Raw genomic sequence first — 18,078 nt, forward strand, 5'->3', positions numbered from 1 at the left:
TCAGCGCAGCGGCGCGAACGCGAATTCGCGTAACCCGTCGCGCGGTAGGACGGCCGCGCGAAACCCCAGCACCTCGGCGGCCCGGGACGGGTCGGCGACGATGTGGCGCACGTCGCCGCTGCGGTACTGGCCGGTGATCACCGGGGACAGCGAACCGCCCCGCGCCTCGCACAGCGCGGCGGCCACCTCCAAGATCGAAATGGGTTGCCCCGAGCAGACATTGGCCGCGAGAAAACCCTCGTCATGTTGCAGCGCCGCGACGTTGGCGGCGGCCACGTCATCGACGTGCACGAAGTCGCGCATCTGACCGCCGTCCTCGAAAACCCTTGGCGGATCGCCCTTTTCCAGCGATGACCGGAAGATCGCCGCCACCCCCGAATACGGGGTGTCGCGGGGCATGCCGGGGCCGTAGACGTTGTGGTAGCGCAGCGCCACCACCGAGCCGCCGGTGGCCTCCGACCAGGCCAGCGCGTAATGCTCCTGCGCGGTCTTGCTGGCCGCGTACAGGCTGCGCGGCCGCAGGCAGGCGTCTTCGCCGACGAGGCGCCAGGCCAGCTCCCCCCCGCCGACCGGGCACCGGTGCTCGAAGGTCCCGGCGTCGAGGTCCGCGCGCCGCCGCGGCAGCGGCTCCACGCGTCCGTGCCGCTGGCAGTGATAACTCCCCTGCCCGTACACCACCATCGACGACGCCAGCACCAGGCGCCGCACCCCGGCGGCGAACATCTGCGCCAGCAGCACCGTGGTGGCCAGATCGTTGTGGCCGCCGTAGGCGGGCGCATCGGCGGCGTCCACCCCCGCGCCCACCATCGCCGCCTGATGACACACCACGTCCACGCCGTCCAGCAGCGGGGCCAGCGCGTCGGCGTCGCGCACGTCGACCCGGTGACATCCCTTCGGCAGCACCGGATTTGGGCCGTGCGCGGCGGGCAGCAGAATATCGACGGCGACGACGTCGTGGCCGGCGGCGCGCAGCGCGGCGCCCACCCGCGAGCCGATGAACCCGGCCGCGCCGGTCAACAGCACCCTCACGGCAGCTCGATGGGCAGCGTCACGCCGGTGTGCGGCAGGCAGTGCGTGCAGGTGCGGTCGGCGGCGACCCGGCCGATGGCCGCGCGCACCAGCGCCTTGAAGGGTCCGATGTTGCGTTCGAATTCGGCGAACACGTCGACGGTCCGCACGCCCTCCCCGGCGCTCACGCCGGCGTCCAGGTCTGTGACCAAAGCGATTGCCGCGTAACAGATTTCGAGCTCCCGGGCGAGCACCGCCTCCGGGTATCCGGTCATGTTCACCAGCGCGAACCCGGCCGAGGCGAACCACCGGCTTTCGGCGCGGGTGGAAAAGCGCGGGCCCTGGATCACCACCATGGTGCCGCCGTCGACCACGTCGGGGACCTCGGTGACCGCGCCGCGCAGCGTCGGGCAGTACGGATCGGCGAAGTCGACGTGGATGCCGCCGGAGTCGAAATAGGTGTCGGCGCGGCCCCGGGTGCGATCGACCAGCTGATCGGGCACCACGATGGAGCCCGGGCCGAGTTCGGGTTTGAGGCTGCCGACCGCGCACGGCGCGAGCACCCGCCGCACGCCGAGTTTGCGCAGGGCCCACATGTTGGCCCGGTACGGCACGGTGTGCGCGGAGAATTCGTGCTTGGCGCCGTGACGGGGCAGGAACGCGACGTCGTGTCCCTCGACGGCGCCGACGGTGACCGGGGCGCTGGGCGCTCCGTAGGGGGTGTCGACCGTGACGTCCTCGGCGTCGGATCCGAAGAAGGTGTAAAAGCCGCTGCCGCCGATGACTCCGAGCATCCGACCATTGTGGGCCATGACGTCGGCGTGACCGCGGGTGCGGGGCGCGCGGCCGCGCGGCCCGCACCCTGGCAGGATGGCGTTGTGGCCAATCTCGGGCAATGGGTTTCCGGTGCGCGGCCGCGGACGTTGCCCAACGCGGTGGCGCCGGTCGTCGCCGGCACCGGCGCCGCGGCCTGGCTGGGATCCGCGGTGTGGTGGAAGGCGCTGCTGGCGCTGGCCGTCGCGCTCGCACTGACCGTTGGCGTCAACTACGCCAACGACTACTCCGACGGCATCCGCGGCACCGATGACGACCGGGCCGGCCCGGTGCGCCTGGTCGGCTCCCGGCTCGCGGCCCCGCGCGCGGTGCTGGGCGCCGCCGTCGCGAGCCTGACGATCGGGGCGCTCGCCGGGTTAGCGCTGGCGCTGTGCAGCGCGCCGTGGCTGATCGCGGTCGGCGCCGCCTGCATCGCCGGGGCGTGGCTGTACACCGGCGGCTCGAAACCCTACGGCTACGCCGGTTTTGGCGAGGTCGCGGTGTTCCTGTTCTTCGGCCTCGTCGCCGTGCTCGGCACCCAGTACACGCAGGCGCTGCGGGTGGACTGGGTGGGCCTGCTGCTGGCGGTGTCGATCGGGGCGCTGTCCTCGTCGGTGCTGGTGGCCAACAACCTGCGCGACATCCCCACCGACGCGCGGTCGGGCAAGGTCACCCTCGCGGTGCGGTTGGGCGATGCCCGCACCCGCATCCTGTATCAGGCGCTGCTGGGCACCGCCGCAGTGCTGACCCTGGTGCTCGTGGTGGCCACGCCGTGGTGCGCCGTGGGGCTGGTGGCCACGCCCCTGGCCCTGCGCGCCATGGCCCCGGTGCGATCCGGCCGCGGCGGCCCGGAGCTGATCCCGGTGCTGCGCGATACCGGCCTGGCGATGGTGGTGTGGGCGATCGCGGTGGCGGCGGCGCTGGCTATGGGTACCTAGAGTGCGAGCAGACGTAAAGGCACCCGAAAACCGCGCTTTTGCGGTACTTTTGCGTCTGCCCCGGGGATAGCGAAGGACCGCAATGAAGCAGATTTCCGCGACCAGCGGGCCCACCAACATCGGCTTGCTCAGCGTCGGGTCATACCGCCCCGAACGCGTGGTGACAAACGACGAGCTCTGCGAAAACATCGACTCCTCCGACGAGTGGATCTATTCGCGCACCGGGATCAAGACGCGCCGGTTCGCCGCGCGCGACGAATCCGCCGCCTCGATGGCGACCGAGGCCGGGCGGGAGGCGATCGCCAAGGCGTCCCTCGAGGCGTCCGACATCGACTGCGTCATCGTGGCCACCAGCACCCATCTCCTGCAGACCCCCGCATGCGCCCCCGCGGTCGCGGCGGCGTTGGGCGCCACCGGGGTGCCCGCCTTCGACATCTCGGCGGGCTGCGCCGGGTTCGGGTACGCGCTGGGCGTCGCGGCCGACATGATCCGCGGTGGGACCGCCGCCAGGGTGCTGGTCCTGGGCTCGGAGAAGCTGTCCCCCACGATCGACATGCAAGACCGGAGCAACTGCTTCATCTTCGCCGACGGCGCGGCCGGCGTGGTGGTGGGCGAGACGCCCACGCAGGGCATCGGGCCGACCGTCTGGGGTAGTGACGGCAACCAGGCCAGCGCCATCCGCCAGGACATCGACTGGCTCGACTACCTGGAGAATCCCACCGGCCCGCGCCCCTTCCTGCGGCTCGAGGGCAGCGCGGTCTTCCGCTGGGCGGCTTTCGAGATGGGCAAGGTCGGCCAGCAGGCCATGGACGCGGCGGGGATCCGGCCCGACGAGATCGACGTCTTCGTGCCGCACCAGGCCAACAGCCGAATCAACGAGATTTTGGCCAAGAGCCTCGAGTTGCGGCCGGACGCGGTGATCGCCAACGACATCGAGCACACCGGCAACACCTCGGCGGCGTCCATCCCGTTGGCCATGGCCGAGGTGCTGGCGACCGGGGCCGCCAAGGCCGGCGACCTGGCCCTGCTGATCGGTTACGGCGCCGGCCTGAGCTATGCCGCCCAGGTCGTCCGGCTGCCCAACGGCTGACCCGTCACCCGTCGTCGCGCGGCTCGTCGGGCGTTGCGTCCCCGTGCAGCCGGGCCTGCAGCAGCTCGCGCTCCCGTCGGCGCCGTTCACCGGCGACCGCCAGCGCCGCGGTGGCGCGTCGGCGCAGCGGCCCGAACACCCAGATGCCCAACGGCATCGCGATGACCAGGGCGAACAGCGCCGCCACCACGAGGGGGAATTGCGTGATGCCCGCCAGCCGCGCGACGCCGTAGATCACGGCGGTGAGCACGACCGCCAGCAGCAACCGCGCCGCCATGTATGCCAAAACGGGGACGACGACGTGGTTCTCGGCGCTCTCGCCGCCGCCGTCGTTGCCCGGGCCCCCAGTGCTGTTGTCGCTACCTTCTTGTGACACAGCCAAAGCCTACGGCGCGGGTATATTCGCCCGAAGGAGGTGTTGTGTGCTCTACCTGCTGCTCGTCGTGATTTTGGGAACGCTGATCTACGTCGGATGGCGTGCGGCGCGGTCCCAGGCCAATCGACCGAAGACCCGCGTCATCGGGCCCGACGACGATCCGGATTTCCTGCGGCGGTTGGGCCACGGCGACAACAACCCGCGCTAGCTCAGATGGCGGCGGCCCGCTAGCCCAGGACGCCCGGGTTGCGCTGGTCGCCGGGGAAGCCGTCGGCGACGATCGCGGCCAGCTCGGTGAGCGCCTCGCGGGTCGGACGCCGCAACCGCTCCAGGTCGATCTCGGCGCCCTCCTCCAGGTGCGGGTCGAACGGCACCAGCTGGACCGCGCGGCAGCGCCGGGAGAAGTGGTCGATCACCTTGTTCATGTCGACCTTGCCGGGGCGCGGGCGCACCCCGTTGATCACCGCGATCGAATTGCGGACCAGGTCTTCGTGGCCGTGGGCGTCCAGCCAGTCCAGCGTGGCCGACGCGCTGCGCGCGCCGTCGATGGAGGCCGAGCTGACCACGACCAGGGCGTCGGCCTTGTCCAGCACCGACTTCATCACCGAGTGCAACAGGCCGGGGCCGCAGTCGGTGAGCACCAGGCCGTAGAACCGTTCCAGGATGTCCAGGATCCGCGCGTAGTCCTCGGCGCTGAACGCCTCCGAGATGGCGGGGTCCGTCTCCGACGCGAGCACCTCCAGACCGCTGGGCCCCTTCGAGGTGTAGCGGCGCACGTCGCTGTAGCGCTCGATGGTTCCGGCGTCGTGCAGCAGCTGACGCACGGTCGCGGCCGTCTCCAGCGGGATCTTCTGGCTCAGCGTGCCGCGGTCGGGGTTGGCGTCCACGGCCACCACCCGGTCACCGCGGATGGAGGCGAAGGTGGCGCCCAGCGTCGCGGCGATCGTTGTCTTGCCGACGCCGCCCTTCAGCGACAGGAACGCCACCCGATACGAGCCCCGCAACGGCCGGTTCACCTGGGCGACCAGGTTGTTGTAGCGGCTGGCGCGGGGGCTTTCGCCCAGGTTGATCAGCCCGCCGGAGGCCTTGTACAGCAGCAGGCGCCACCCGTCGGACGGCGGCGGCTGGACGGGCCGCAGCAGCATGCCGGTGGACAGCTCCGGGTACGGCGTGTGCGGGAGGTGCTCGGGGCGCTGCGGCGCCCCCTGCATCTGGGTGGGCGGAGCGTCGGGCCCGGCGTAATAGGCGCCGTAGGCCGTCGGGTCGACGCGCGGGATGCCGGTGACCGGGGTGGAGTCCCACGGCGGCATGGCGCCGGGCCGGGGCGCCGTCGGCGGGGCCGCCTCCTGGTGGTGCTCGGGGCCGGGGACGCGGCGTTCGGTGCGGAATCCGGTGAAGGCGCGAGTCGGGGCGTCGGCACCCGGGCCGCCCGACTCCGACGGCGGTTGGGCCGCGTCCTGCTGGCCGGCCGCCGGTGACGTCTGTGGGGGAATTTGCGTGGTTGGTTGGTCGGGCGCCCCCACGCCCGCCGTTGGATGCTCGGACACTGCATTCCCCCTTGTTGTGCGCTTGGTTGTGCGCTATTCCGTTGTGTGCGCTGGTCGGGGCGCCTGTTCGGCTAGTTCGGTCTCACCCCACGCCCGCATAAGAATGCAGGCCGACAGTCACCAGATTAACGAAGAACAAATTGAAGACCATCGCCACGAACCCCGCGACGTTGATCCAGGCGGCCTTGCGGTCCCGCCACCCGGCGGTCGACCTGGCGTGCAGGTAGGCGGCGTAAATCACCCACGCGACGAAGGACACGGTCTCTTTGGGGTCCCAGCCCCAATACCTGCCCCAGGCTTCCTCGGCCCAGATGGCCCCGAAGATGACACCGAAGCCGAACACCGGGAACGCGAAGATCGTGGTGCGGTAGGCAATGCGGTCCAGGGTTTCCGCGTCCGGGAAGCGCCGCACCAGCCGGGCCGGAGCGCTGTCGGTGTCGGGATCACCGAGCCGCGAGGTGCGCAGCAGGAACAGGATGCTGGCGATCCCGGCGACCAGGAACACGCCGGATCCCAGGCTGACCACCGACACGTGGATGGGCAGCCAGTAGGACTGCAGCGCGGGCATCACCGGCGCGGCGTTGGTGTAGAGCCAGCGTCCGGACACCGTGAGCAGGATCAGCACCGGCAGCAGCAGAAAGACCCACAGCGGGCGGTATTGGGGGCGGCGTAGCACGACCGCCCCGGCGATCAACCCGCACAGGCAGGTCAGGTTGATGAATTCGTACATGTTGCCCCACGGCACCCGCACCGTGGCCAGGCCGCGCAGCACCAGGCAGGCCAGCAGCAGGCCGGTGCCCAGGTACACCACGGACAACCCGGCGCGCCCGACGCGCTCGTCGAGCGGGCGCTGGGTGGTCTGTTCGACCACGCCGGGGGTGGCGGAGTCGGCGCTGACCGCGCCGGCCAGCACCCGGTCGCGCTGGTCGGCTCGGCGCCCGCCGGCGTACGCCAGCTCGAAGGCCAGCAGCAGCAGCGCGATGACGAGCGCGACGACGGCCGACGTGAACGCCCAGTCGGAGTAGCGCGCCAGCTCGATGTTGACGTGCAGCGTGTTCATGTGACGTCCACCTGAGAACTCCTTTGGGACGCGGGGGGCGTCTCGGCGCGGCCGGCCTCCAGTCCGTCCAGCAACCGCTCGGTCAATCGCTCGAACTCGTCGCCCCACCCGGAGTTGTCGGTGCGCGCCAGCCCGCCCAGCTCGACGTTCACCGTACCGGGTGCCCCGCCGGCGTCGGGCGTCAGACGGACCCACACCCGGCGGCGGCGCACCAGCAGCGACACCAGCAGGCCGCCCATCATGGTGATCGCGAAGACGAGCACCCAGGTCTGGCCCGGGTCGTGGGAAACCTGGAGGTTGACGAACGGGACGGCGCCGACGAAGCGGATCTCGGTGCCCGCCGCCGGCCCCTGGTCGATCCGGACCGCCTGGCCCGCGCGCAGGTTGACCCGCTTCTCCTTGGTCAGCCGGCCCTGCTCGATCAGCCGGGGATCCAGGGTGAACAGCGACTGGGGGCGTCCGGTGTCCAGGCCGGTGTCGCCGCGGTAGATGTCGACGGCCACCGCGGGCGCGTCCAGGGCCGGGAACCGCGACGACAGCAACGTGCCGTCCAGCTGCTCGGTCGGCGCCAGCAGGCCCTGGATGGCGATCTGGTGCTGGCGGCGCTCGGTCGCGTTGGGGTAGGTGCCGGCCGGCGGATCGATGCGCGCCACGCCCGACGAGAGCAGGGTCTGCGGATTGTCGGGCCGCCACTGCACGGTCGACATGCGGACCTGACCGTCCGGGAACGTGACGCTGAAGGTGGGCGCGTAGCCGTGCCCCTGCAGGTACACGCGGTCACCGCCGAGCCGCAGCGGATGGTTGACCTCCAGCCGGTAATGCCGCCAGCTGTTGGCGGACAGGTCGGTGCCGGACTGGTAGGCGATGTTCGCGGCGAACGACGTGGCCTGCCCCGACGGCAGGTAGTGCGCGACGAAGTCGTCGACGCGGATGCACAGCGGGTGCAGCGAGGTGCCGTCGACGGTGTTGCCGGCCCGGAACGAGTCGAACGCGGCCGGCGAGGCGGAACAGAAGCCGGGGCCGGCGTCGGCGATGACGATCACGTTGCCCTCGTAGCCGAACAGCTTGCCGACGGCCACCGCGACCAGCAGGCCCAGCAGCGAGAAGTGGAAGACGATGTTGCCGAATTCGCGGAGGTAGCCCTTTTCCGCCGACACCTCCACGACGTCCGACGCCGCGCCGTCTTCGTGGCGGATGGCGGTGCGCCAGCCGCGCAGCCGTCCGGCGATCGCGTTCGCCAGGGTATTGAGCTCCTCGGCGCCGGCCTGGATCCGGCGGCTGGCGTGCTTGGGCAGCCGGGCCAGGTTGCGCGGGGCGGCGACGGGGGTGGACCGCAGGCTGCGGGCGTGCTCGACCATCCGCGGGGTGAGGCAGCCGACCAGGGACACGAACAGCAGCACATAAATGGCGGTGAACCAGAAGCTGGAGAACACGCTGAAGGCCTGCAACCGGTCCAGCCAGGGCCCGATCACCGGGTGCGCCTTCAGGTAGTCGTCGACCTTGCCGGCGTTGAGGCTGCGCTGCGGCAACAGCGCGCCGGGGATCGCGCCGAGCGCGAGCAGGAACAGCAGCACCAGCGCGGTGCCCATCGAGGTCAGCGCGCGCCACGTGTTGCGCGCTTTCTGCGCGAGCAGCTCTACGGGCGCGCTCAAATCGGGAGCCTCACGTCGGACACGAACGCGTCGCGCAGCCAGGAGACGAAGTCGTTCCACACCCCGGTGATCAGCAGGGCGCCGACCGTGATCAGCAGCATGCCGCCGAACACCTGGATGGCCCGGGTGTGGCGGCGCAGCCAGCCCAGGCCCGCCACCGCGCCGGCCGAGCCGAATGCCAACAGCACGAACGGGATTCCCAGGCCCAGGCAGTACGCGATCACCAACACGATGCCGCGCGCCACGCTGGCGCCGTCGGTGGCCGAGGCGACGGTGATCACGCCGGCCAGCGTCGGCCCCAGGCACGGTGTCCAGCCCAACGCAAAGACCGCGCCCAGCACCGGGGCCCCGGCGACCGTGGTCAGCTGCCGCGGGCTGAACCGGGCCTGGCGTTGCAGGGCCGGGATGAGCCCGACGAACACCAGCCCCATCACGATGGTCAGCACGCCGCCGGCCCGCTGCAGCAGCAGCTGGTTGGTGATCAGCGTGGTCGTCATGCCGAGGACGGCGACGGTGCCGAGGGTGAACACCGTGGTGAACCCGGCGACGAACAGCGCCGCCGACCCGGCGACCCGCCACCGCGCCCCCGGCGGGGGTTTGAGCGCCCCCGGGGGCGGCTGTTCGTCCACGCCGACGACCGCGGCCAGATACGACAGGTAGCCGGGAACCAGCGGCACCACGCACGGCGACGCGAACGACACCAGCCCGGCCAGCAGGCACGCGCCGAGCGCCACCAAAAGCGGCCCGGCGGCGGCGAGCTGGGTGAAGCCGGTCATTCGCGGGCCATCCGCTGCACCACGGGCTGTAGGTCGGACGCCAGCATCTCGCGCAAGAAGACCGCCGCGACGCGGTGCTGGCGGTCCAGGACCAGCGTGGACGGGATCACGGTGGTGGGGTATCTGCCGCCGAACGCGATCAGGGTGCGCATGGCCGGGTCGTAGATCGACGGGAACGTGACCTGGCGGTCGTCGACGAAGTCCAGCGCCGCCTGCCGGTTGTTGTCGCGGACGTCGATGCCCAGAAACGACACCCCGGCGCCACGGGTGGCGTCATACACCTGCTGGAGCTGGGTGACCTCGGCGCGGCACGGTCCGCACCACTGCCCCCAGATGTTGATGACCACGACCCGGCCGGCGAAGATCGGATCGTCCAGCGACATGGTGTGCGCGGGGTCGGCCAGGTCGGGGCCCGACAGCGGGCCGGGGCGGCCGCGGCTGGACGGCGGGTCGTAGTAGATGTCGGTCTTGCCGCCGGGCGAGACGAATTCGAAGGTGCCGCCCTGGGCGACCGCGTCGTGGCCGGAGGAACAGCCGGCGAGCAGGCCGGAAACCAGGGCCGCCAGCGCGGCCCCGGTCATCGCCAGCCCTCGTATGTTCAAGGGGCCGCCGGCTCGGAGTACTCGACGCCGGCCAGCCGGTCGCCGTCGTAGACCAGGGTGGTCACCGACGCGAGGCCGCATTGCCGCCGCCGCGGGTCGTGCCACAGCCGCTGACCGGTCAGGTGCAGGCGCAGCGTCCACACCGGCAGCTGGTGGCTGACGCACACCACCTCGTGGCCGGTGCCGCGGGCGCGGGCCTTGTCCACCGCCGTCTCCATCCGGGCCGCGATCTCGGTGTAGGGCTCGCCCCAGGACGGCCGGAACGGGTTGCGCAGCTGCCACCACACCCGCGGGTCGCGCCAGGCGCCGTCGCCGGGGCTGACGCGGCGGCCCTGGAAGAAGTTGGCGGACTCGATCAGGTCCGGGTCGCTGTCGACGGGAAGGCCGTGCTCGGCGGCGATGGGCGCGGCCGTTTCCTGGGCGCGCTGCAGGGGCGAGGCGATCACCGCGACGATGTCGCGGTGAGCGAGCGCGTCGGCCACCGCGGCGGCCTGCGCCCGGCCCGCGTCGGACAGGTGAAACCCGGGCAGGCGCCCGTAGAGGATGCCGCTCGGGTTGTACACCTCGCCGTGCCGCACGACGTGCACCCGGGTTTGCTCGGCCATCAGGATTTCCCCTCCTCGGCTTCGGCGGCGGCCCGCGCCGCGGCCGGCAGGGACCCGGCGATCCGGTCGAAGGCGTCGTCGTCCAGCGCGGTCGAGACGAACCACGCCTCGAAGGCGCTGCACGGCGGGTAGACGCCCGCGTCCAGCAGCGCGTGAAAGAACGGTGGATAACGCCAGGTCTGGCTGGCCCGCGCGGACGCGAAGTCCGTGATCGGCGTGTCCGAGAAGAACACGCTGAGCATGTTGCCGGCCCGCGGAATCTGGTGCGCCACACCGGCCTTCGTCAACGCCTCGGAGAACAGCCCGGCCAGGCGGTCGGCGTTGGCGTCCAGCGTCGCGTAGGCGGCGGCGTCGGCGTTGCGCAGCGTCGCCAGCCCGGCGGCCATCGCGACCGGGTTCCCCGACAGGGTGCCGGCCTGATAGACCGGACCCAGCGGCGCCAGCCGCTCCATCACCTCGGCCCGCCCGCCGAAGGCGGCGGCCGGCAACCCGCCGCTCATCACCTTGCCGAAGGTGAACAGGTCGGCATCGACGGGATCGATTCCATACCAACCACTTCGGCTGACCCGGAAGCCCGTCATCACCTCGTCGATGATCAGCAGCGCGCCGTGTTCGGCGGTGATCGTCCGCAGCGCCGCGTTGTAGCCGGCCGCGGGGGGCACCACCCCCATGTTGCCGGGGCTGGCTTCGGTGATCACGGCGGCGATCTGGTCGCCGAACCGGGCGAAGGTCTGGTGTACGGCGTCGATGTCGTTGTAGGGCAACACGATGGTGTCGGCCGCCGTCGCCCCGGTGACGCCCGGTGAGGACGGCAGCCCCAGCGTGGCCACCCCGGAGCCGGCGTCGGCGAGCAGCGCGTCGACATGGCCGTGGTAGCAGCCGGAGAACTTGATGACCTTGGCCCGGCCGGTGAAGCCGCGGGCCAGCCGCACCGCGCTCATGGTGGCCTCGGTGCCGGAGTTGACCAGCCGGATCCGCTCGACCGGGGCCACCCGCGCGATCATCTCGGCGGCCAGTTCGCTCTCGGCCGGGGTGGGCGCCCCGAACGACAGGCCCGAGGCGGCGGCCTTGGCGACGGCGTCGACCACGGCGGGGTGGGCGTGGCCCAGGATCATCGGGCCCCACGAGCAGACCAGGTCCACGTAGCGGTTGCCGTCGGCGTCGGCCAGCCAGCACCCGCGTGCCTGGGTAATGAACGGCGGTGTCCCGCCGACCGCCGTGAACGCTCGCACGGGAGAGTTGACGCCGCCGGGGATGACGGCGCAGGCATCCTCGAACAGCCGCGCCGACACCGCCGTGGCCCGGGGGCTTCCGGTGGCGTGCGCGGTCGCCCGATCACTGCTTCCCATGACGACCAGTGTCCCAGCCTTCGCGGGCCGTCCAACTACAGGGTGTAGCAGGACGGGAACTCTCGGGGTTGTCCTGGCCCCAGGCGTGCGAGTTGGATGGGAGGATGCAACTCCCCCAAGGACTTGCCCGGTTCAACCGTCATGTCACCAACCCGATTCAGCGGATGTGGGCCGGTTGGCTCCCGTCCTTCGGCATCGTCGAGCATGTCGGGCGGCGCTCGGGCAAGCCGTACCGCACACCCGTGAACGTCTTCCGCACCGAGGTCGACGGCAAACCCGGGGTGGCGATCCTGCTGACGTATGGCCCCGACCGGGATTGGCTGAAGAATCTGTCCGCGGCGGGCGGCGGCCGGCTGCGCAGCCGGGGCAAAACCATCGGCATCGCCGATCCGCGGGTGGTCTCCAAGGCCGAGGCGGCGGCCCACCTCACGCCCGCGGCGCGACGGGTTTTCGCCAGGCTGCCGTTCGAGCAGGCGGTATTGCTCACCCGGACGTCCTGACCGCCGGGTGATGCGGATCGCGGCGATCGTCGAGCGGGCGGTCGGCCTCGACAGCGGGCGGCGCGGCGGGCCCGCCAACGCGATGGTCAACTTCTCGCACCACACCGTCTCCTTGGTCGCGCTGATCACCGACGTGATCCGGCACGGGCGACCCGTGGCGGGCGTGGCTTTCAACTCGATCGGGCGGTTTGCGCAGAGCGGGATCCTGCGCGACCGGATGATTCCGCGGGTGCTCGCCGCGCCCCCCGACGCGCTGCTGGATGCGTCCGGGTTCCTCGACCCGGCCGCGGTGGTGGCGTGCGCGCTGACCGACGAGAAACCCGGCGGTCATGGGGACCGGGCGGCCGCGGCGGGCGCGCTGGAACTGGCGTGCTGGGACCTGAACGCCAAACTGCGCGACGAGCCCGCCTGCGTGACCATCGCCCGCCACGCCGGGCGGGACCCCGCGCCGGACGTGCCGGTGTATGCCGCCGGCGGCTACTACTACACCCGGGGCGGCGCCGATCAGCTGCGCCGCGAAATGCGCGGGTACCTCGACCTCGGCTATGACGCGGTCAAGATGAAGATCGGCGGCGCCCCGCTGGGCGAGGACCTGGCGCGGATCGAGGCCGTCGTCGACACCGTCGGCGACGGCGGACGGGTCGCGGTCGACGCGAACGGCCGCTTCGACCGGCAGGGGGCCACCCGCTGGGCGGCCGCGTTGGCCCCCTACGGCCTGCGCTGGTACGAGGAGCCGGGCGATCCGTTGGATTACGCGCTGCACCACGCGGTGGCGGACTGCTACGACGGCGCGGTGGCCACCGGCGAAAACCTGTTCTCGGTGCCGGACGTGACAAATCTGGTGCGCTACGGGGGCATGCGGCCGAATCGTGATGTCTTCCAGATGGATCCGGGCCTGAGCTATGGGCTGGGCGAGTACCTGCGGATGCTCGGCGTCCTGGAAGCCCATGGTTTCGATCGCCGCTTCGCGTTTCCGCACGGCGGGCACCTGATCAACCTGCACGTCGCCGCCGGGCTCGGCCTGGGCGGATGTGAGGCTTACCCGGGAGTGTTCGCGCCGTTCGGCGGCTATTCCGAGGCCTGCGTGGTTTCGGGGGGCCGGATCGCGCCGACGGACGCGGCCGGGTTCGGGCTCGAGGAGAAGGCGGGCCTGGCCGAACTGATCGCGGAGCTGACCGGAGGGTGCGGATGAAGATCGCGGTAATCGGTTGCGGGGCAATGGGTTCCATTTACGCCGCCAGGCTGGCGACCGCGGGTAACGACGTGCTGGCCATCGACCGCCACGAGCCCAGCATCGAACGGATCAGCCGCGACGGCCTGCGGGTCACCGGCCCGGGCTACGACCGAGTGGTGCCGCTGCGGGCGAGCACCACCGCGCCCGACGAGCCGATGGATCTGGTCGTGCTGGCGGTCAAGGCGGCCGACGTGACAGTCGGTGCGCGCCAAGCCCTTCCGATGCTGGGCCCGGCCACGCCGGTGCTGACCATCCAGAACGGATTGGGGTCGGCGGAGACGGTCGCGGGCATCGTCGGCGCCGAGCGGGTCGCCGTCGGGATCGCCAGCGGGTTCGGGGCGTCCCGGGTGGCCCCCGGCCGCGTGCATCACAACGCCATGAAAGCCATGCGCTTCGGCGCCTACTCGTCACTGCCACACGCGACGGTCGAGGCGATCGCGAGGGCCTGGACCGACGCCGGATTCGACGCCGCCGCGGTCACCGACATCGCCGCCATGCAGTGGGAGAAGCTCATCTGCAACGCCGCCTACAGCGCGCCGTGCGCGCTGACCGGCATGACCGTCGGCCAGGTGATGGACGACCCGGAGATGGGTCCGGTCAGCCAGGCCGCCGCGACCGAAGCGTGGACCGTCGCCCGCGCGTCCGGCATCGCGGTCGCCGTCACCGACCCCGTCGCCCACGCTCGCGCCTTCGGCGCGCAGATGCCCGACGCCAAACCGTCGGCGCTGCTGGACCACGAGGCCCGCCGCGTCAGCGAGATCGACGTCATCAACGGCGCGGTGCCACGCCAAGGCACCCGCGTCGGCGTGTCGGCGCCGGTGAACGCGACGCTGACCGCCCTGATCAAGTCGATCGAACGGCGGTGGGGCTGACCGGCCTCCGCTAGAACGGGCCAGGGCGGGTATACGGCACCGGCATGCGCCGCGATGAGAGGAAGCCGCCGATGACCGACACCATCACCGACTCGGGCCGCGAGCAGCGTCTGACCGAGCGCGTCGAACAGCTGTACGCCAACGACCCGCAGTTTCGGGCCGCCGCGCCCTCGCCGGAAGTGACCGAAGCCGCGCACCGCGCGGGACTGCGGCTGGCCGAGGTCGTCGACATCTACCTGAGCGGCTATGCCGACCGGCCCGCGCTCGGCCAGCGCGCCTGCGAGGTGGTGCGCGATCCGGCGACCGGGCGCGCGGCGACGACCCTGCTGTCCGGATTCGAGACCATCACCTACCGCGAACTGGGTGACCGGGTCGCGGCGCTGGCCGCCGCGTGGCGCTCCAGCCTGCCCGGCGGCTTGCGCCCGGGCGACTTCGTCGGCGTCTTGGGCTTCACCAGCATTGACTACGTCGTGCACTACCTGGCGTGCATCCGGCTGGGCGCGGTGTTCGTGCCGCTGCAGACCAGTTCGACGGCAGCCCAACTCGCCCCGATCGTCGCCGAGACGGCGCCACGCATCCTGGCCGTCAGCGTCGAGTCCCTGGGCACCGCAGTCGATGTCGTCCTCGAGGCACCGTCGGTCCAGCGGCTGGTGGTGTTCGATCACACCAGCGACGACGACGAACAGCGGGACCGCTACGACGACGCCCGCGCGCGCCTGCGCGAGGCCGGGCACCGCGCCGAGATGGTGTCGCTTTCCGCCGAGCTCTCGTCGGGTCGCAGCCTCCCGGCACCTGAGGCGTCCGTTCCGAGCGCGGGCGAAAACCCGCTGGCCACATTGATTTACACCTCCGGCAGCACCGGCACCCCGAAAGGGGCGATGTACACCGCAGACATGATGACCCGGATCTGGCAGCGTCCGCACAGCCCCTCGGTGGATATCGGCCGGGTGGTGCCGGCGATCCACCTGCAATACATGCCGCTGTCGCACGTGTACGGGCTGGAGTGGCTGATCGCCACCCTGTCCTCCGGCGGCATCGGCTACTTCGCCGCCAAAAGCGACATGTCCACCCTTTTCGATGACATCGGCTTGGTGCGGCCCACCGCCTTGAACCTCGTGCCCCGGGTGTGCGACATGTTCTTTCGCCGCTACCGCAAAGAGCTCGACCAACGAGCCGGCGACGACCTCACCGCCGAACAGCGCGACGACGAGGTGAAAGCCGAACTGCGGCAAGACTTCATCGGCGGGCGGGTCGTTTCGGCGATGTGCGGCAGCGCGCCGCTGTCCAAGCAGATGCACGCCTTCATGGAGTCGCTGCTCGACGTCACGGTGGCCGACGGCTACGGCGCCACCGAGACCGGCGGCGGCATCATGCGCAGCGGCAGGATCAGGCGCCCACCGGTGACGGACTACAAACTCGTCGACGTCCCCGAGCTGGGCTACCTCACCACCGACAAGCCGTACCCGCGCGGCGAGCTACATCTGAAGGCCAGCAACGTGATTCCGGGGTATTTCAAGCACCCGGAGCTCTCGGAGCAGATCTTCGACGACGAGGGGTTCTACAAGACCGGCGACATCATGGCCGAGCTGGGACCCGACCACCTGATGTATCTGGACCGCAGCAACAACGTCATCAAACTCTCGCAGGGTGAGTTCGTCGCCGTCTCCCAGTTGGAGGCCACCTTCTCGACCAGCCCCTACATCCGGCAGATTTTCCTGTACGGCAGCAGCGAGCAACCGTTCCTGCTCGCGGTGATCGTGCCGAACGCCGACGCCATCGGCGGCGGGGATGCGCACGCGCTGATCGCGGACTCGCTGCAACAGATCGCCGCCGACTCCCACCTACACCCGTATGAGATTCCGCGCGACTTCCTGCTGGAGTCCGAGCGTTTCACCCGGGACAACGGCCTGCTGTCCGGGGTGGGAAAGCTGCTGCGTCCGGCCCTCAAGGCCCGTTACGGTGAGCGCCTGGACGCCATGTACGACGAGATCGAGGCCAGCCACGGCAACCAGCTCGACGAGCTGCGCTCCGCGAGCCGCGACCTGCCCACCATCGACACGGTGCGGCGGGCGGCCGCCGCAACCCTGGGCCTGCCGGCGGACGCTGCGCTGCGCGGCGATGCGAAGTTCATTGAGCTGGGCGGAGATTCGCTGTCCGCGTTCTCCTTCGCCACGCTGCTGTCGGAGATCTTCCACATCGACGTGCCCGTGCAGACCATCGTCAGCCCGACGGCGACCCTGGCCACCGTCGCGAACTACGTCGACGGCGAACGGACGTCGGAATCGACACGGCCGACCTTCGCCTCGGTGCACGGCCGCGGTGCCACCGTGGCCCGCGCCGCGGACCTGACGCTGGACAAGTTCATCGACGACGACACGTTGGCCGCCGCACCACGCCTTCCGGCGCCGGCCGGCGCCGTCAACACCGTGCTGCTGACCGGGGCCAACGGCTACCTCGGGCGCTTCCTGTGCCTGGATTGGCTCGAGCGCCTGGCGCAGACGGGGGGAACGGTGATCTGTCTGGCCCGCGGGGCGGACCGGACGGCCGGGCGTCAGCGCATCGAGGCGGCGATCGACAGCGGCGACGCCGAATTGTCACAGCGTTTCCGGCAATTGGCCGACCAGCATCTGCAGGTGCTCGTCGGTGACGTGGGCGCGGGCAACCTCGGGCTCGACACCCCCACCTACGAGCGCCTCGCGCAATCGGTGGACCTCGTCGTGCATTCGGCCGCCCTGGTCAACCATGTGCTGCCCTACAGCCAGCTGTTCGGCCCGAACGTGGTGGGCACCGCCGAGATCGTCAAGCTGGCAATCAGCAAGCGGCTCAAGCCGATCAACTACATCTCCACCGTCGCGGTGACGACCCTGCCGGATGGCAGCTTCATCGGCGAGGATGCCGACGTGCGTTCGGCCAGCCCGTCGCGGTCCCTCGACGAGTCGTATGCCAGCGGGTACGCGACCAGCAAGTGGGCGGGCGAGGTGCTGCTGCGCGAGGCCCACGACTTGTGCGGGGTGCCGGTGGCGGTCTTCCGTTCCGACATGATCCTGGCGCACAGCCACTTCGCCGGTCAGCTGAACGTGCCGGACATGTTCACCCGTCTGATCTTGAGCCTGGTGGCCACCGGGATCGCGCCGCGCTCCTTCTATCAGCTTGACGCGTCCGGCAACCCGCAGCGCGCCCATTACGACGGGCTGCCGGCCGATTTCACCGCGGAGGCCATCACCACGCTGGGCGCGAGCGCCCGCCGGGGCTACCACACCTACAACGTGCTCAACACCCATGACGACGGCGTCTCGTTGGACACCTTCGTAGACTGGCTCATCGCCGACGGGCACAAGATCGAACGGGTCGACGACTACGACGAGTGGCTGGCCAGATTCACCGCGGCGATGAAGTCGCTTCCGGACAACCAACGGAAGAGTTCCCTGCTGCCGCTGATGAACGCCTACGCCAAGCCGGGCCAGCCGACTCACGGCACCGGCATGCCCGCCGAAAAGTTCCGTGCGGCAGTGCAATCCGCGGGCATCGGCGCCACCCGCGACGTTCCGCACGTGACGGAGGCGTTGATCGACAAATACGTCACCGATCTGCAGCGCCTGGGTCTGCTGCGGACCCGCGCCGGAGCGCACGCCGGATGAGGGATCGCCCGCCGGTGT

At 70.9% G+C, this 18,078-nt stretch carries 17 protein-coding genes; 7 read left to right on the top strand and 10 right to left on the bottom strand.

The annotated features are described in order from the left end of the window. Both AC0KTM_RS21560 and AC0KTM_RS21565 read right to left on the bottom strand, forming a co-directional pair. Positions 1 to 1,029, bottom strand: a complete 1,029-nt coding sequence (locus AC0KTM_RS21560; protein ID WP_238956899.1) for an NAD-dependent epimerase/dehydratase family protein — start codon at positions 1,027 to 1,029, stop codon at positions 1 to 3. Beyond that, entirely contained in the window at positions 1,026 to 1,802 is a 777-nt protein-coding gene (locus AC0KTM_RS21565; protein ID WP_238956900.1) for an S-methyl-5'-thioadenosine phosphorylase, read from the bottom strand. Before AC0KTM_RS21565 ends, AC0KTM_RS21560 begins: the two co-directional genes overlap by 4 nt. Positions 1,803 to 1,886: 84 nt before the next feature. On the opposite strand from AC0KTM_RS21565, the gene AC0KTM_RS21570 reads away from it, so the two are divergent. Then, a complete protein-coding gene (locus AC0KTM_RS21570) occupies positions 1,887 to 2,759 on the top strand; it encodes a 1,4-dihydroxy-2-naphthoate polyprenyltransferase (protein WP_238957394.1) in 873 nt (290 codons plus the stop codon). A gap of 82 nt (positions 2,760 to 2,841) precedes the next feature. Then, positions 2,842 to 3,849, top strand: coding sequence for a beta-ketoacyl-ACP synthase III (locus AC0KTM_RS21575; protein ID WP_008261082.1), 1,008 nt, complete (start codon positions 2,842 to 2,844; stop codon positions 3,847 to 3,849). Between the two features lie 4 nt (positions 3,850 to 3,853). On the opposite strand, the gene AC0KTM_RS21580 is transcribed toward AC0KTM_RS21575, so the two are convergent. Beyond that, on the bottom strand, positions 3,854 to 4,225 hold the full coding sequence (locus tag AC0KTM_RS21580) for a DUF4229 domain-containing protein (RefSeq protein ID WP_225328818.1): 372 nt from the start codon (positions 4,223 to 4,225) through the stop codon (positions 3,854 to 3,856). Positions 4,226 to 4,271: 46 nt separating this feature from the next. Here AC0KTM_RS21580 and AC0KTM_RS21585 point away from each other — a divergent pair, with 46 nt between their 5' ends. After that, the gene (locus AC0KTM_RS21585) at positions 4,272 to 4,433 is read left to right on the top strand and encodes a hypothetical protein (protein ID WP_225328817.1); all 162 of its coding nucleotides are present in this window, start codon (positions 4,272 to 4,274) and stop codon (positions 4,431 to 4,433) included. A 19-nt stretch (positions 4,434 to 4,452) separates the two neighbouring features. Here the strand turns inward: AC0KTM_RS21585 and AC0KTM_RS21590 are convergent, their stop codons facing one another. From AC0KTM_RS21590 to hemL, 7 genes are all read right to left on the bottom strand, one after another. Continuing rightward, positions 4,453 to 5,772, bottom strand: coding sequence for a MinD/ParA family ATP-binding protein (locus AC0KTM_RS21590; RefSeq protein WP_238956901.1), 1,320 nt, complete (start codon positions 5,770 to 5,772; stop codon positions 4,453 to 4,455). Between the two features lie 82 nt (positions 5,773 to 5,854). Continuing rightward, the gene (ccsB, locus tag AC0KTM_RS21595) at positions 5,855 to 6,832 is read right to left on the bottom strand and encodes a c-type cytochrome biogenesis protein CcsB (protein WP_225328815.1); all 978 of its coding nucleotides are present in this window, start codon (positions 6,830 to 6,832) and stop codon (positions 5,855 to 5,857) included. Further along, positions 6,829 to 8,421: a cytochrome c biogenesis protein ResB gene (locus AC0KTM_RS21600; RefSeq protein ID WP_472417525.1), complete on the bottom strand. Its 1,593-nt coding sequence runs from the start codon at positions 8,419 to 8,421 to the stop codon at positions 6,829 to 6,831. The genes ccsB and AC0KTM_RS21600 overlap by 4 nt, the downstream gene beginning before the upstream one ends. A 59-nt stretch (positions 8,422 to 8,480) precedes the next feature. Further along, a complete protein-coding gene (locus AC0KTM_RS21605; RefSeq protein ID WP_225328814.1) occupies positions 8,481 to 9,260 on the bottom strand; it encodes a cytochrome c biogenesis CcdA family protein in 780 nt (259 codons plus the stop codon). Beyond that, on the bottom strand, positions 9,257 to 9,841 hold the full coding sequence (locus AC0KTM_RS21610; protein WP_472416628.1) for a TlpA disulfide reductase family protein: 585 nt from the start codon (positions 9,839 to 9,841) through the stop codon (positions 9,257 to 9,259). The genes AC0KTM_RS21605 and AC0KTM_RS21610 overlap by 4 nt, the downstream gene beginning before the upstream one ends. Positions 9,842 to 9,858: 17 nt before the next feature. After that, a complete protein-coding gene (locus AC0KTM_RS21615) occupies positions 9,859 to 10,467 on the bottom strand; it encodes a histidine phosphatase family protein (RefSeq protein ID WP_225328812.1) in 609 nt (202 codons plus the stop codon). Further along, a complete protein-coding gene (gene hemL, locus AC0KTM_RS21620) occupies positions 10,467 to 11,816 on the bottom strand; it encodes a glutamate-1-semialdehyde 2,1-aminomutase (protein WP_472416630.1) in 1,350 nt (449 codons plus the stop codon). Before hemL ends, AC0KTM_RS21615 begins: the two co-directional genes overlap by 1 nt. Before the next feature lie 104 nt (positions 11,817 to 11,920). On the opposite strand from hemL, the gene AC0KTM_RS21625 reads away from it, so the two are divergent. The 4 genes from AC0KTM_RS21625 (at position 11,921) to car (ending at position 18,060) form a co-directional block, all read left to right on the top strand. Next, on the top strand, positions 11,921 to 12,316 hold the full coding sequence (locus AC0KTM_RS21625) for a nitroreductase family deazaflavin-dependent oxidoreductase (RefSeq protein WP_472416632.1): 396 nt from the start codon (positions 11,921 to 11,923) through the stop codon (positions 12,314 to 12,316). 10 nt (positions 12,317 to 12,326) lie between these two features. Next, positions 12,327 to 13,508 carry an enolase C-terminal domain-like protein gene (locus AC0KTM_RS21630; protein ID WP_472416634.1) on the top strand — a complete coding sequence of 394 codons (1,182 nt, stop codon included), beginning with the start codon at positions 12,327 to 12,329 and terminating at the stop codon, positions 13,506 to 13,508. After that, a complete protein-coding gene (locus AC0KTM_RS21635; protein WP_472416636.1) occupies positions 13,505 to 14,422 on the top strand; it encodes a ketopantoate reductase family protein in 918 nt (305 codons plus the stop codon). The genes AC0KTM_RS21630 and AC0KTM_RS21635 overlap by 4 nt, the downstream gene beginning before the upstream one ends. Positions 14,423 to 14,493: 71 nt before the next feature. Next, positions 14,494 to 18,060, top strand: coding sequence for a carboxylic acid reductase (car, locus tag AC0KTM_RS21640; protein WP_472416638.1), 3,567 nt, complete (start codon positions 14,494 to 14,496; stop codon positions 18,058 to 18,060). Positions 18,061 to 18,078: the final 18 nt, after the last annotated feature.

This window comes from Mycobacterium sp. NTMscope_Eco_3 (assembly GCF_976985685.1).